The organism is Sporosarcina beigongshangi, from assembly GCF_033485195.1.
In the GTDB taxonomy this organism is placed as follows: Bacteria; Bacillota; Bacilli; order Bacillales_A; family Planococcaceae; genus Sporosarcina; species Sporosarcina beigongshangi.
In genome coordinates this window covers 120,575-135,413 of record NZ_JAWLIR010000013.1, presented here as the reverse complement: position 1 = coordinate 135,413, position 14,839 = coordinate 120,575, and the positions used below count along the sequence as shown (strand labels likewise).

Sequence of the window (14,839 nt, the reverse complement as noted above, 5' to 3'; positions counted from 1 at the left end):
TGGAGAGGGCCGCCAAAGATGAAATTTTGGCGGCCGAAGCCTTGCCCATAGTCTTTTCCATTTTTATTTTTAGGTAGTGTCATTTTCTATAAAGCTAGCTAGAAGTAAAGTAGGAAAACCTTGTACAATGTGCAAGAGTGCCCGAAATTGCATTTTCGGGCACTTACAATCTTTACAGAAAGCCATCCATTTTTTTCTTTTCGAGCCACTACATTTATCACTTAAATATTGTAGGTACGCGACAGGCAACTATTCATAACAAGACGACCGAAAAATGCGTGGCTAGAAATGACGAAGTCGTTTCTAGCCACGCTTGCTCCTAAAGGGGGAATGAACCCCAATTCCTCCTTGGTAATTATGTCTTGAATAGTTCTCCGAAAGCGAACCGAAAATGAGCTAGTGAAAAATATAGTTTAAAACCTTTGTTTATCTGCGATTTATTCAGGTAAATGGTTAATCAACAGCTCTTTTATGAATCATTGATGTAAAGCGTATTACTTATGTTTATTGTTCCCATCAATTCCTAGAATTATGAATAGAACGTCTAATATCAAAAAGGCTAAGTTCTCTTTGAGTCCTATAAAAATGTTGGAAGAGACGCTTGGATTACAATAATTGATTTTTTTCATCTTTACTATCTCCTGAATTATAAAAATAAAAACTGGTAACAAGATAGATCATTAGGGTTAAACTTGAAACCAGATAGAACACATTGAGCCTTAAAGAATGCATATACCACAGATAACAGGAAAGTAGTATCGGAATCAAGACAAACCGGATGAGCGGATTGTTCCAGTTATCATGGATCTTTATCCATAAAAATCGAAACGGGAAAAATAAAATACCGAATCCGACCATCCCAAATAACTTATAGCGCATTTTCATATTACTGTTGCTCCCTTCATTTTGAACTGAAGGTTCTTCAGCAAAACTGATTTCCAAAACTTGTTCCAATATTTTCAAAGAAATTAGATCGGGTTCACTTTTCCCCAATTCCCACTTTGAAATAGTCTGTCTGGTTACAAATACTTTATCAGCCAGTTGTTGCTGAGTCTTATTCAGTTCTACTCTTTTTGAACGAATCATTTCTCCAATATTCATCTTCGTTACACCTCAAATTTATCTTTTTATACTCATAAGGTACAGCAACAACGGCCGTTGCGCACGCAACACGAGGACTTTCCATCTATTTTTATTATCTGAGTAAATGTAAAACTCAGATGTCACTGACACTACTCAGATAACTAGGTACAATACCCATTTAAGAAAAACCTGAGGAACAAAGAGAATATTCCCCCTTGTTCCTCAGGTTTTATTACCAACTATTTGGTTGTCGAGCACTTGTATGATCAGAATTACCTGATGTCCCTTTAAAAATGGAATAATTTCAAAGAAATAATAGGTTGTGAAGCAGGAACAAGTGTGCGGTATAATAGAAAAATAATAGAATAGGGTTTTCTAGGCTTGACAGCGTCCTGCTACTTGTCCCGGTCACAGTATTAGCATGGGGAAGGGGGTGCTGCCAAGATGACTATGTTTGAATCGCTTGTGATTATGATTAGTTTTGTAACATTAATTGTTGCGATACTAGCACTTGCGTTCACCATGTCACAAAAGAAATAATCCACCCTTGAGTTTTAGACGGCTCAGGTGGATTATTTCATCTCGGACGCTGATTCCCCTAATGGGAACCTGACTATTATAAGTACCGTAACGATGCTAGAACATCGTTGCGGTCTTTTTAATATGCACTGCTACTACCACAATTATAACAAACACCTCATTAATATGTCTAGAACTCGAAGTTAATGCCCTAGTATAAGAAAAACCCGTCACAAGTATTTCTGTGACGGGTTTGTTACGTCTTAACCGATTGAACCTTCCATCTCGAACTTAATGAGACGGTTCATCTCTACTGCATATTCCATCGGTAATTCTTTTGTAAATGGTTCGATGAAGCCCATAACGATCATTTCAGTTGCTTCAAGCTCAGGAATTCCACGGCTCATTAAGTAGAAGAGCTGCTCCTCTGAAACTTTCGATACTTTTGCTTCGTGTTCAAGTGACACATTATCATTGAGGATTTCGTTATATGGAATCGTATCTGATGTAGACTTATCATCCATGATTAACGTATCACACTCAATATTTGCACGTGCGCCATCTGCTTTACGTCCGAAGTGAACGATTCCGCGGTATGTTACTTTACCACCGTGTTGTGAAATCGACTTGGAAACGATTGTTGAAGATGTGTTTGGTGCAAGGTGATGCATTTTCGCTCCTGCGTCTTGGTGTTGTCCTTTACCTGCAAGTGCGATTGACAATGTCATACCACGTGCGCCTTCACCTTTAAGGATGACTGCTGGATATTTCATCGTCAGTTTAGAACCGATGTTACCATCAATCCATTCCATCGTTGCGTTTGCATCACAAACTGCACGCTTCGTTACAAGGTTGTAAACGTTGTTCGCCCAGTTTTGAATTGTTGTATAACGGCAATACGCATCTTTTTTAATGATGATTTCAACAACTGCACTATGCAATGAGTTTGTTGTGTAAACAGGCGCTGTACATCCTTCAACGTAGTGAACGCTTGCTCCTTCATCAACGATGATGAGCGTACGCTCGAATTGCCCCATGTTTTCCGAGTTGATGCGGAAATAGGCTTGAAGCGGCGTATCCACTTTAATGCCTGGTGGTACGTAGATGAATGATCCACCTGACCAAACAGCAGAGTTCAACGCAGCGAACTTGTTATCGGAGTTCGGAATAATCGTACCCCAATGCTTTTTGAACAATTCCTCGTTTTCTTTTAGCGCCGAATCTGTATCCTTGAAGACAATACCTAGATCTTCAAGATCTTGTTTCATATTGTGATACACAACTTCTGATTCGTATTGTGCAGAAACACCTGCAAGATACTTTTGCTCTGCTTCAGGAATTCCGAGCTTATCAAACGTACGCTTGATTTCTTCCGGTACTTCATCCCACGAACGTTCTGTTCCCTCAGATGGTTTAACATAGTAAGTGATCTCGTCAAATTTGAGTGAGTTAAGGTCCCCACCCCATTGAGGCATTGGCATTTTGTAGAACAATTCCAATGACTTTAGACGATAATCTAGCATCCACTGTGGCTCTTCCTTCATGTTCGAAATCTGTTCAACAATTTCTTTTGTCAAACCACGTTCAGAACGGAAAACAGAGACGTCTTTATCAGCAAAACCATATTTATAATCGCCGATATCCGGCATTTTTTTAGCCATTACTATTCCTCCATTCCTTTAGTCTGTAGGTTCAGAGTCATTTCCGACTCCCTTTTCCATCGCCTTCCACGCAAGTGTTGCACACTTGATGCGTGCAGGGAATTTTGCTACACCTGCAAGTGCCTCAATATCCCCTAGATCGATGGAATCATCGATATCTTTCCCTAGCATTAAATCTGAAAAAACATGAGCCAAGTTCGATGCTTCATTCACATTTTTCCCTTTCACAATTTGCGTCATCATCGAAGCGGATGCCATAGAAATCGAGCAGCCTTCTCCTTCAAACTTCGCATCTTGGACGATGTCGTTTTCCACTTGAAGCGTCAAGTGAATGACATCCCCACACGTCGGGTTATTCATATCAATCGTAACAGTATTATCCGCGAGAACACCCTTGTTCCTCGGATTTTTATAATGATCCATAATGACCGAGCGGTATAACTGGTCTAGATTATTAGTAGACATCGTTGAAATACTCCTTTGCGATACGGAGTCCGTCCACGAAGCGATCAACGTCAGCTTCCGTATTGTATACGTAGAAGCTAGCACGTGCCGTGGCTGATACATCCAACCATTTCATGAGCGGCTGCGCACAATGGTGACCTGCTCGAACGGCAATACCGTTCATATCTAGCACCGTTGCAACATCATGCGGATGGACATCATTCAAATTGAATGTTACCAATCCCGCACGTTTTTCGGGATCCATTGGACCATAAATCGTCAGTCCGTCGATTTCCGACATTCGTTCCATAGCGTAGCCTGCTAATTCATGCTCATGTCGCTCAATATGATCAAGTCCGATTTCCTCTAAGAAATCAATAGCAGCACCCAAACCAATTGCTCCTGCAATGATTGGCGTACCTCCTTCAAATTTCCAAGGGAGCTCTTTCCATGTAGATTCATATAGCCCAACAAAATCAATCATTTCGCCGCCGAATTCGACTGGCTCCATATTGTTAAGCAAAGCTTTTTTTCCATATAATACGCCAATTCCTGTAGGTCCGCACATCTTATGCCCCGAGAAAGCTAAAAAATCACAGTTTAGCAGTTGAACATCTATTTTTAAATGCGGCGCAGCTTGTGCAGCATCGACAACCATAACAGCGCCATGTGCATGTGCGATTTCAGTAATTTCTTTAATCGGATTCATCGTTCCAAGAACGTTGGAGACGTACATAATCGATACGATTTTCGTGCGATCCGTGATGACTTCACGTACTTTATCGAGCGATAATGTGCCATCCTCTTCAAGGTCGACGTATTTCAGCACAGCCCCTTTTTCTTTCGCAAGCTGCTGCCATGGAATAATGTTTGAATGGTGCTCCATGTAAGTAATGACGATTTCATCGCCTTCCTCAACGTTGGCTCGACCATAGCTTTGTGCGACTGTATTCAATGCAGTTGTTGTCCCACGTAGGAAAATAACTTCTTCTGTAGACTTTGCATTGATGAACTTACGCACTTTTTCACGCGCTCCCTCGTAGCCTTCAGTCGCCCGATTACCGAGTGTATGCACTCCGCGGTGGACATTCGAATTGTCGAGGTTGTAATAATTACTAAGCGCTTCAATGACTTGCCGAGGCTTCTGTGAAGTCGCAGCACTATCTAGATAAACAAGCGGATGCCCGTTTATCTCTTGGTCCAATATGGGAAAATGGTTGCGAATCTCTTTACTGAGCATTAGCGCACTTTCCTTTCAATAACCTCCGTCAATTGTTTCTTAACGCCTTCAATCGGCAATTTGCTGACAACCGGCGCAAGGAAACCATGAATGACAAGACGTTCTGCTTCATGTTTAGTAATTCCTCGACTCATTAGGTAAAACAGTTGTAACGGATCTACACGACCAACAGATGCCGCGTGTCCTGCAGTTACATCATCTTCATCAATCAATAAAATCGGGTTGGCATCACCGCGTGCTTTTTCACTTAACATCAACACACGTGATTCTTGGACAGCATTCGAACGTGTTGCACCTTTTGCAATTCGCCCAATTCCATTAAAGATGGATGATGACGCATCTTTCATGACACCATGCTTCAGGATAAAACCGTCTGTATCAAGGCCCCAATGAACGATTTCAGATGTAAAGTTCTGACGTTGGTTACCGCGTCCGACAACAACTGACTTCATATCACAAGAAGAATTATTCCCTACAAGATGCGTAATGTTTTCAGAAATCGTATCGCTATCATTCATCAGACCGAGTGCCCACTCGATGCGGCTATCACGTCCAGTGACGCCACGGCGGTTTACGTATGTTGTGAATCCTTCTGCAAGAACGTCCACTGCACCGTAAACAATTTTCGCATTATCACCCGTAAATACTTCAGATACAATATTAGCTAATCCTTTAGCTTCTTTGACCGTAGACAAATAGTTTTCAACATATGTCAATGAACTATTCTTCTCTGCAACTACGATAACGTGGTTGAATAGAGACACTTGCGCATCGTCATGTAGGAACAACACTTGAAGCGGCTCTGTCACAACAACATTTTTCGGAATATAAACGAAAACGCCACCGTTCATCAGTGCTGCGTGAAATGCAGTTAGCTTATGCTCATCTACTTTAACGCCATCTGTCATGAAGTATTTCTTCACAAGCTCACTATGTTCACGTGATGCTGTAAAGATATCCGTCATGATAACACCTTGTTCTTTCAGCTCTTCTGATAATGAAAGATACGCTGGTGTGTTATTATGCTGAACGTAAATATTCTTTTGCTGCTCTTTATCAATTAAGGCAAGTGCTTCTTCTGGAAGCTCGTCCAATGAAGTATAAGTCACAGATTCTACTGCATGAACGGGGAATTCTGTGAAATTCCACTTGTCAATTTTCGTTTTATCTGGTTTTGGCATTGCAAGCTGTTCCACTTTCGCTAATGCATCTGCACGGAAATCTGCCATCCAATCGGCTTCATTCATTTGAGCTGAATAGGAGCGGACGTCCTGTTCGGTCAATGCCACTTTAGTTTCAACCGTCATTTTGAATCGTCCTCCTCTCTTAAACTTCCTGCCCGACTGTCTCGTCTTCGATGCCAAGCTCTTCTTTAATCCAGTCATAGCCTTGTTCTTCTAGTTTGTGTGCTAGTTCAGCACCGCCAGATTTCACAACTTTACCTTGCATCATTACGTGAACATGGTCTGGCGTAATGTAGTCAAGGAGACGTTGGTAATGCGTGATAATAAGGCAGCCGAATTCTTTGCCGCGCATATCGTTGATGCCTTTTGAAACAACTTTCAATGCATCTATATCAAGACCTGAGTCAATTTCATCTAGAATTGCAAATGTCGGTTTCAACATAAGTAACTGAAGAATCTCGTTACGTTTTTTCTCTCCACCTGAGAAACCTTCATTTAGGTATCTCGTTGCCATATCTTGGTCCATTTCAAGGAAATCCATTTTTTTATCTAATTCACGGATAAACTTCATCAATGAAATCTCGTCGCCTTCTTCACGTTTTGCATTAATACCAGAACGTAGGAAGTCAGCATTTGTCACGCCTGTAATTTCACTTGGATATTGCATACCTAAGAAGATTCCTGCACGAGCACGCTCGTCAACTTCCATCTCAAGTACATCTTCGCCGTCAAGCGTTACTGTACCTGCTGTTACTTCATATTTGGGATGCCCCATAATCGCTTGCGCGAGTGTAGACTTACCTGTACCGTTCGGACCCATAATTGCATGGATCTCGTTTGTATTGATCGTCAAATCGACGCCTTTCAATATTTCCTTGCCTTCAATTTCAACGTGAAGGCCTTTTATTTCCAAAGTAGCCATTCCAATACCTCCAATATAATAAAGATGAACGGTATTCCGTTCTCTATTTAGTATCATTCTAATCTTACCCCATTAAGCAATGCCTTGCAAATCATTGAGAATGACAAGATTTTATCACGAATGCCCTTAATTCAAGACTTGTATGCTGATATTTTACCTACCAATATATATTTTCAATTATCTTCGTCCCATTGAGAATTTTATTTAAACGGGTCTCGGCATGCTTACATCTAGATTTTGAATCGCGTTAGAAGCTTTAACTTTCTACAGTCATACAAAAACACCACTGACACGTTCAATATCAGTGGTGTTTTCGATTCAATTATTTCACTGGAACGATTGCGCCGCCCCATTCTTCTACAATAAAGTCTTGAATTTCTTGTGATTGCAATACTTCAATCAATGTTTTGATTGCTGGTTTATTTTCGTCACCTTCACGAACAGTGATGATGTTCACATAAGGTGATTCAGAGTCTTCGATCGCAATCGCATCTTCAAGTGGATTTAACCCACCATCAATTGCATAGTTTGAGTTAATTAGCAATGCGTCTCCTTCATCATGGTTATACAGTTGTGGCATAAGTGCTGGTTCGTAGTTTGCATCAAATTGAAGATTTTTCGGATTATCAACAATATCCTTCAACTCAGCTGCTGTTTTGTCAATTCCTTCAGCAAGTGTAATTAAACCTTTTGCTTCAAGCAATGCAAGGACACGACCGTGGTCAGCTACTGAGCTACTTATGAGGATAGTTGCACCTTCTGGAAGCTCTTCAAGTGATTTATATTTTTTTGAATAGACACCGATTGGTTCAATGTGAATTCCACCAGCATTGACGAATGTATAGCCGTGATCCACAATTTGTAGGTCAAGGTAAGGGATATGTTGGAAATAGTTAGCGTCAAGGTCACCAGATTCTAAATCTTTGTTCGGCAGTACGTAGTCTTGGTATGGTTCGATAACAAGCTCGATACCCTTTTCCTCCAATAACGGCTGTGCTTGTTCAAGAATGACAGCATGTGGTGTATTGGATGCACCGACAACAAGTTTAGTTACTTCTTTTTCTCCGCTTGCATTTTTACCTTCGTCTACATTTTTCGTTCCACAAGCTGCAAGCACTAGTAAAAGCAATGCTAATAAAGCTACTGATAGAAATTTCTTCATTTTAAAATCTCCCTTTTTCTATGTTGTTCATCTAGTTGACAGGAAAAGTCCTTAATTCAACTAACGACTTTCTTCACATCAATTTGGCGATGAAGTTGTCAGCCTATTATTTCGCTGGAACGACGTCTCCGCCCCACTCTTTAAGAATGAAGTCTTGAATTTCTTTCGATGTTAACACTTCAACTAATGTTTTAATTGCTGGATTGTCTGCATCTTCTTCTCTTACCGTAATGATGTTCGCATATGGTGATTCTGTTGCTTCGATTGCGATTGAATCATTTACTGGGTTTAAGCCTGCGTCAATTGCGTAGTTTGCATTGATAACGACTGCGTCGCCTTCATCGTTTTTATACAATTGTGGCAACAATGCTGGTTCGTAGTTCGCATCAAATTCTAGATTTTTTGGATTTTCAACAATATCTTTTACTTCTGCACTTACTTTATCCACACCGTCAGCCAATTTAATGAGGCCAGCAGACTCCAGCAATGATAGAACGCGACCGTGCTCAGCGACAGAGTTACTGAAAATAATGACAGCACCGTCTGGTAGATCTTCGATTGAATCATACTTTGTTGAGTATACAGCCATTGGTTCAATGTGAATCGCACCAGCATTTGCAAATTTATAACCATGGTCAATCACTTGTTGATCCAAGTAAGGGATGTGTTGGAAGAAGTTCGCATCCAAGTCCCCTGATTCAAGGTCTTTATTCGGCAACACATAATCTTGGTACGTTTCGATTTCTAGCTCAATGCCTTTTTCCTTCAAAATAGGTTGTGCTTGTTCAAGAATAATGGCGTGTGGTGTATTAGAAGCACCGATTTTAATTGTCGTTACTTCTTCACTACCTACATCTCCGGCGCTACCGCTAGTCTTATCATCGTTACCATCATCCTTTGCACCACATGCAGCAAGCGCAAGGACAAGCACCGCTAATAAAATTCCTGTTAATAGTTTCTTCATTGACTAAACTCCCCTTTTTCTCTATTGTTTTTATATTTCAGGCATTGCCTGGTATTCCAATAAGTGGGTTACCTTTTGTCCAACTTCTTAACAATGGCATCCCCGATAAATTGAAGGATGAATACGATAATAACGATTAAGATCGTTGCTACTTGCACGACGTCAGTTCGGCTACGTTGGAAACCGTCAAGAAATGCTAGATTTCCCAGTCCACCTGCTCCAATGACTCCCGCCATTGCCGTATATCCAACCAATGCAATAGCTGTGACTGTAATGCCCGATACAAGTGCTGGCATTGATTCAGGTAGCAAAACTTTAAAAATAATTGTTCTGGTTTTTGCTCCCATTGACTTAGCCGCTTCGATAACACCTTTATCGATTTCTTGTAGTGCAATGAGTACCATTCGTGCATAAAAAGGTGCTGCTCCTATAATAAGTGCGGGCATTGCCGCATTCGGCCCACGCATCGTACCGACAAGAAATTTTGTCAAAGGAATCAGTAATATAATCAAAATAATGAAAGGTATCGAGCGGAAAATATTAACAAAAGCACCTGTAATGAAATTCGCCAATTTATTCGCCCAAAGCTGACCAGGACTAGATAGAAAAAGTACAACACCTAGTATCAGCCCAATAATCAATGTTAGAACGGTTGAAATAGCAGTCATATAAAGTGTTTCTGCTGTTGCTTCCCACATTTTAGGCCAATCGACAGTTGGAAACATGTTATCAATCATTGCCGATCACCTCCGTCTGGACATCTTGCTCATTGAGATAGCGAATCGCTTCTTCGACAATTTTTGCATCCCCTACAAGTTGAAGGATCAGCGTACCGTATGCTCCCCCATGCGTGTGGGAGATATTTCCTTGCACGATGTTTACGTCGACAGCAAACTTCCGAATCAAACTTGCTAAAACAGGTTGTTCTGTTCGCTCGCCAACAAAAATGAGTTTGACGAGTGTACCTGATGGGAACTCTTCTCTAATATGTTCCATTGCTTGTTTCGCTTCCACCGATTCTGTTATTTGAGAGACGAATCGTTTCGTAATCGGCTCCCTCGGCGATTGGAATACATCGAGCACATCGCCCATTTCAACAACTTTTCCAGCCTCCATGACTGCTACACGATGACAAATTTTTCGAATGACATGCATTTCATGTGTAATCAATACGATCGTCAGACCGAGTCGCTTATTAATATCTGTTAACAGATCAAGAATTGAATCAGTTGTTTCAGGGTCCAGTGCCGAAGTTGCTTCATCACATAATAGAACCTCAGGATCATTTGCAAGTGCCCGGGCAATGCCGACACGTTGCTTTTGCCCGCCAGATAATTCGGATGGAAAGGCATTTTCACGACCGCTTAAACCAACTAAATCAATCAATTCCGCTACTTTCCGTTCACGTTCTGCTTTTTTTACACCTGCAATTTCAAGTGGAAAAGCAATATTGTCTTTTACTGTTCGCGACCAAAGTAAATTGAAGTGTTGGAAAATCATACTTACTTTTTGACGCGCTTTCCTTAATTCATTGCCTTTAATCGTCGACATTTCTCGTTTACCAATTGTAATCTTCCCCGACGTTGGTGCTTCAAGTCCATTTAGCAGCCGAATTAACGTACTTTTCCCCGCTCCGCTATAGCCGATAATTCCAAAAATTTCGCCTTCACCAATTTCAAACGACACGCTATCGACCGCTATTATGCTGCCTTCACCTTCACCGAATCGCTTATTAACATCCGTTAAATGAATCATTGTTTTCACCTCTGAAAATAATATGCTCTTTAAGTGTCCAACTTTGCCTAGTTCTTTTAACATAAAAAGCCTTCCTGCAGACGGGCAGAAAGGCTAAACGTTATCATAAATAAACGTATGTCCAATCTCTCATCTCCCAAAGTAAATACTTTGTGTGATTTGGCACCATTTCACTTTCGTGACGGTTGCCGGGCTTCATAGGGCACTATCCCTCCACCTCTCTTAATAAGAGCGACCTATTCAATTAAATACTAATACACATGCTACCACAGCACTATATAACTTGTCAACCTATCATTTCAAGAAGATACGGAACGGATTGAAATGCATAGATTTTATGCTGCACAAGGCCATCCTTTTGAATGAGTAAGCAAGGAACACTTTCGATTTCATAATCCGTTGCCAAGTCTTGCACGTAATTCAAATCCGCTTTCCCGATTGGCATATCTGGCTTCATCGCTGACACAACTTCCATCATTTTCGATGCGACAGCACAGGTCCCACACATCGGTGTATATAGATAATACAGTGCGGAGGACGACTCCTTCAAAACCGCTTCCCATTGTTCGCGTGTCCATGTTTCCATTGCGTTTAAACCATCCTTCTATACTGTAAAATTAGAGTGTAAAGCGAAATTCGCTTCAAGTAAAATTGTTGCCAATACTTGATAAGGTGTTGTTTCCACTTCTTTATAAACCTTTTCTGTATATAAATGAATCGCGTTAGGGAATTCCCTTCTGACTAACGTTCGAATCTTTTCACCGGATTCATCCGCATCGACAAAGACATAGAGCTCATGTTGTTCATAAGGTGCCAGCAATTCTTCCAGTCGATAAGGGCTGACGGTCCCATTCGTACAAATGATGTCCACGGGTTCAGCAAGAATTCGTGCAAGACGTTTTTTGTCTGCACTTCCTTCGACAACAATCACCTTGTCATACGTCACACAGATTCCTCCCTGTTCCATTTTATGATGCAAAAAAACGCCGAGATAACACCGGCGTTTAGATGGAAGATTACGTTATTCTCCGACTGTCATTTTTTCATATGCTTCAGCGGACATCAATGCATCTACTTCGGATGCATCAGATGGTTCAACAACAATCATCCATGCATTTTCGTATGGAGATTCATTCACGAATTCAGGGCTGTCTTCCAGTCCTTCGTTCACTTCAATTACTTTACCGCTAATTGGCGCGTACAATTCTGAAACTGTCTTAACGGATTCAACGCTTCCGAAAGGCTCGTCTGCTTTGATTTCGTCACCAACGGATGGAAGTTCAACGAAAACGATATCGCCAAGTTCAGATTGTGCAAAATGTGTAATTCCGATTCGGAAGTTACCGCCTTCTTCTTTTACCCATTCATGCTCTTCAGAATAACGCAGATCTTTTGGTGTACTCATTCCGTAACCCCTCCAAATATATAATTTCATTCACTTCAATATTCGCATATTTTGTACGTAAAGACAAGGAAGGAATCACTTTGCCCAGACGTTTTCAAATTCCTCTTCCTTGAAACCAACCGTCACCTTATTATCACCAAAAACAAGTGGCCTTTTTATCAGCATTCCATCTGAAGCTAGCAAACTAATTTTCTCTGCATCTGACATTTCCGGTAGTTTGTCTTTCAAATTCAGTTCTCTGTACTTCATCCCACTGACGTTAAAAAACTTTTTCAATTCTAGCCCGGACGCTGAAATTATTTTACTCAATTCCTCTGCTGAAGGAGGAGCTTCTGCAATATTGACCTCTTCATAATTCAAGCCATTCGTTTCAAGCCATGCCTTTGCTTTCCTGCACGTACCGCATTTTGGATATCCGTAATATGTAAGTCCCATATCTCAACACCTCCATTTTCGCCATTATAACAGAAAAATCACCCAGATACCTATAGGTAACTGGATGATTGTTAAATCCGCCGGCGGCTTGAATTAGCAAACCATTTCTGCCAATTCTTAAACGATGTATTTCTCAGCTTCAATCAATTTCACCGATGCTTCACGTTTTTTCGCAATGATGTTATATGGATTTGAACGAGTCAATTTGCGTAGCGCAGACACCATCATACGCTGATTGTCGCCATCGACTGCTGCAAATAATGTTTCTTTTGCATCTCTTTCAATCTCTTCAAATGCTTCTTGACAGAAAATTTGTGTGTAAAGAATCTTCTGCTGTTCTTTTTCTTCTCCGTTACGTGCAACTGCTTTCTCTGCACGGAGAAGTGCTGATTCCATTGCAAAGATGTTGTTCGCGATATCTGCGATGTTGACCAGTACTTCCTGTTCAGCCTCCAGTTTCGTACCGAAGCGTTGCGCTGCAAGACCCGCTGCTAAAAGACCAATTTTCTTGGCATTTTTCACAAGTGCCCGCTCTTGTGCTAATGCTTCGTCGCCAATTTCTTCCGGCATCATCATTAGTAATTCTTCTTGCAATGCCTGTGCTTGTTGAAGGAGTGGCAATTCGCCTTTCATTGCCTTTTTCAAAAATGTTCCCGGTACAATCAGACGGTTGATTTCATTCGTTCCTTCAAAAATACGGTTGATACGGGAATCACGGTAAATACGCTCTACTTCATATTCCTGCATGAAGCCATAGCCACCATGAAGCTGAACGGCTTCATCAGCGATGTAATCTAAGACCTCTGAACCGACAACTTTGTTAATTGAACATTCGATAGCATATTCTGCAATTGCCGCTGCAATCGCTTTGCCATCCTTTTGCTCTTCAGCACTTAGCTGACTTTGACGTTCCTCAAAGTAACCAACCGTACGGTAAATCAAGCTTTCTGTTGCATATAGTTTAGCAGCCATTGTGGCTAGCTTTTGTTTCGTCAAGTTGAATGAAGAAATTGGTGTTTTGAACTGTTGACGTTGGTTTGCATACGTAATCGCCAATTCAAGGGCACGTTTCGAGCCACCAATTGTACCCACTCCCAATTTGTAGCGACCAATGTTCAAAATGTTAAAGGCAATAATATGACCGCGACCAATTTCACCCAATAGGTTTTCCACTGGTACTTGTGCATCCTGAAGAATGAGCGTGCGCGTTGAAGATGATTTAATACCCATTTTCTTCTCTTCCGCACCAACAGATACGCCTGGGAATTCTTTTTCAACGATAAATGCAGTGAATTTATCGCCATCAATTTTTGCATACACAACAAATACATCCGCAAATCCAGCGTTCGTAATCCATTGTTTTTCACCATTCAAGACATAGTGCGTGCCTGCATCGTTTAGCTTCGCAGTTGTTTTCGCACCGAGTGCATCTGAACCCGAACCCGGCTCTGTCAAAGCATACGCAGAAATTTTGTCACCGGTTACAGAATTCGGCAAGTACTTTTTCTTCTGCTCTTCATTACCAAACAGCACGATTGGCAACGTTCCGATCCCTACGTGCGCACCGTGTGTAATCGAAAATCCACCTGCAACGGACATCTTTTCAGCAATCAAAGCAGATGAGATTTTATCGAGACCTAGACCGTCATATTCTTCCGGCACGTCCGCACCTAGAAGACCGAGGTCACCAGCAGATTTAAGAAGTCTGACAGAGTGCTCAAACTCGTGATTTTCAAGATTTTCTACAACAGGAAGTACTTCGTTTTTAACATAATCTTCTGTTGTCTTGGCAATCATTTTCTGCTCATCAGAAAAGTCCTCAGGTGTAAATACGCGGTTTGCGTCAATGTCCTCTGTTAGGAAAGCTCCACCTTTGATCAATTCGTTTGTTTTTACTCTAGTCATTATAGTTTCCTCCTTTTATTGTCAAAATCAATTATAACTTTGCTGCATCAAGTTAATTAAATCAATTTCGCCTTGGCGTAATTGCGTCCAAATTTTGTATTGCGCTTGCGCAATTAACTCCCTTCACTATTTGTGACATCCGCCGGAGGCTTACTTTAAC

15 protein-coding genes and 1 riboswitch are annotated in these 14,839 nt (G+C 41.1%); all 15 genes read right to left on the bottom strand.

Annotated features, from left to right (window positions below; genetic code table 11):
* Positions 1-606 precede the first annotated feature (606 nt).
* Positions 607-1,101: a helix-turn-helix domain-containing protein gene (locus R2B77_RS08940; protein WP_203247983.1), complete on the bottom strand. Its 495-nt coding sequence runs from the start codon at positions 1,099-1,101 to the stop codon at positions 607-609.
* 764 nt (positions 1,102-1,865) lie between these two features.
* A complete protein-coding gene (gene sufB, locus R2B77_RS08935; protein ID WP_203247984.1) occupies positions 1,866-3,263 on the bottom strand; it encodes a Fe-S cluster assembly protein SufB in 1,398 nt (465 codons plus the stop codon).
* Between the two features lie 18 nt (positions 3,264-3,281).
* Entirely contained in the window at positions 3,282-3,728 is a 447-nt protein-coding gene (sufU, locus tag R2B77_RS08930) for a Fe-S cluster assembly sulfur transfer protein SufU (protein WP_203247985.1), read from the bottom strand.
* On the bottom strand, positions 3,718-4,947 hold the full coding sequence (locus tag R2B77_RS08925; RefSeq protein ID WP_203247986.1) for a cysteine desulfurase: 1,230 nt from the start codon (positions 4,945-4,947) through the stop codon (positions 3,718-3,720). The genes sufU and R2B77_RS08925 overlap by 11 nt, the downstream gene beginning before the upstream one ends.
* On the bottom strand, positions 4,947-6,254 hold the full coding sequence (gene sufD, locus R2B77_RS08920; protein ID WP_203247987.1) for a Fe-S cluster assembly protein SufD: 1,308 nt from the start codon (positions 6,252-6,254) through the stop codon (positions 4,947-4,949). The genes R2B77_RS08925 and sufD overlap by 1 nt, the downstream gene beginning before the upstream one ends.
* Positions 6,255-6,273: 19 nt before the next feature.
* Positions 6,274-7,053 (bottom strand): Fe-S cluster assembly ATPase SufC, encoded by a 780-nt coding sequence (gene sufC / locus R2B77_RS08915; protein ID WP_203247988.1) that lies wholly within the window; start codon positions 7,051-7,053, stop codon positions 6,274-6,276.
* Positions 7,054-7,375: 322 nt separating this feature from the next.
* Complete coding sequence (locus R2B77_RS08910; RefSeq protein WP_203247989.1) at positions 7,376-8,215, bottom strand: MetQ/NlpA family ABC transporter substrate-binding protein; 840 nt, start codon at positions 8,213-8,215, stop codon at positions 7,376-7,378.
* A 106-nt stretch (positions 8,216-8,321) separates the two neighbouring features.
* On the bottom strand, positions 8,322-9,179 hold the full coding sequence (locus R2B77_RS08905) for a MetQ/NlpA family ABC transporter substrate-binding protein (protein WP_203247990.1): 858 nt from the start codon (positions 9,177-9,179) through the stop codon (positions 8,322-8,324).
* A 68-nt stretch (positions 9,180-9,247) separates the two neighbouring features.
* The gene (locus tag R2B77_RS08900; protein ID WP_203247991.1) at positions 9,248-9,916 is read right to left on the bottom strand and encodes a methionine ABC transporter permease; all 669 of its coding nucleotides are present in this window, start codon (positions 9,914-9,916) and stop codon (positions 9,248-9,250) included.
* Entirely contained in the window at positions 9,909-10,934 is a 1,026-nt protein-coding gene (locus R2B77_RS08895; RefSeq protein ID WP_203248107.1) for a methionine ABC transporter ATP-binding protein, read from the bottom strand. The genes R2B77_RS08900 and R2B77_RS08895 overlap by 8 nt, the downstream gene beginning before the upstream one ends.
* A 126-nt stretch (positions 10,935-11,060) precedes the next feature.
* A riboswitch (SAM riboswitch) is annotated at positions 11,061-11,166 on the bottom strand.
* Between the two features lie 54 nt (positions 11,167-11,220).
* Entirely contained in the window at positions 11,221-11,520 is a 300-nt protein-coding gene (locus R2B77_RS08890) for a thioredoxin family protein (protein WP_203247992.1), read from the bottom strand.
* 18 nt (positions 11,521-11,538) lie between these two features.
* On the bottom strand, positions 11,539-11,880 hold the full coding sequence (locus R2B77_RS08885) for a toprim domain-containing protein (RefSeq protein WP_203247993.1): 342 nt from the start codon (positions 11,878-11,880) through the stop codon (positions 11,539-11,541).
* A 75-nt stretch (positions 11,881-11,955) separates the two neighbouring features.
* Positions 11,956-12,339: a glycine cleavage system protein GcvH gene (gene gcvH, locus R2B77_RS08880; protein ID WP_203247994.1), complete on the bottom strand. Its 384-nt coding sequence runs from the start codon at positions 12,337-12,339 to the stop codon at positions 11,956-11,958.
* A gap of 75 nt (positions 12,340-12,414) precedes the next feature.
* Positions 12,415-12,774 (bottom strand): arsenate reductase family protein, encoded by a 360-nt coding sequence (locus tag R2B77_RS08875; protein ID WP_203247995.1) that lies wholly within the window; start codon positions 12,772-12,774, stop codon positions 12,415-12,417.
* A 117-nt stretch (positions 12,775-12,891) separates the two neighbouring features.
* A complete protein-coding gene (locus R2B77_RS08870; protein WP_203247996.1) occupies positions 12,892-14,679 on the bottom strand; it encodes an acyl-CoA dehydrogenase family protein in 1,788 nt (595 codons plus the stop codon).
* Positions 14,680-14,839: the final 160 nt, after the last annotated feature.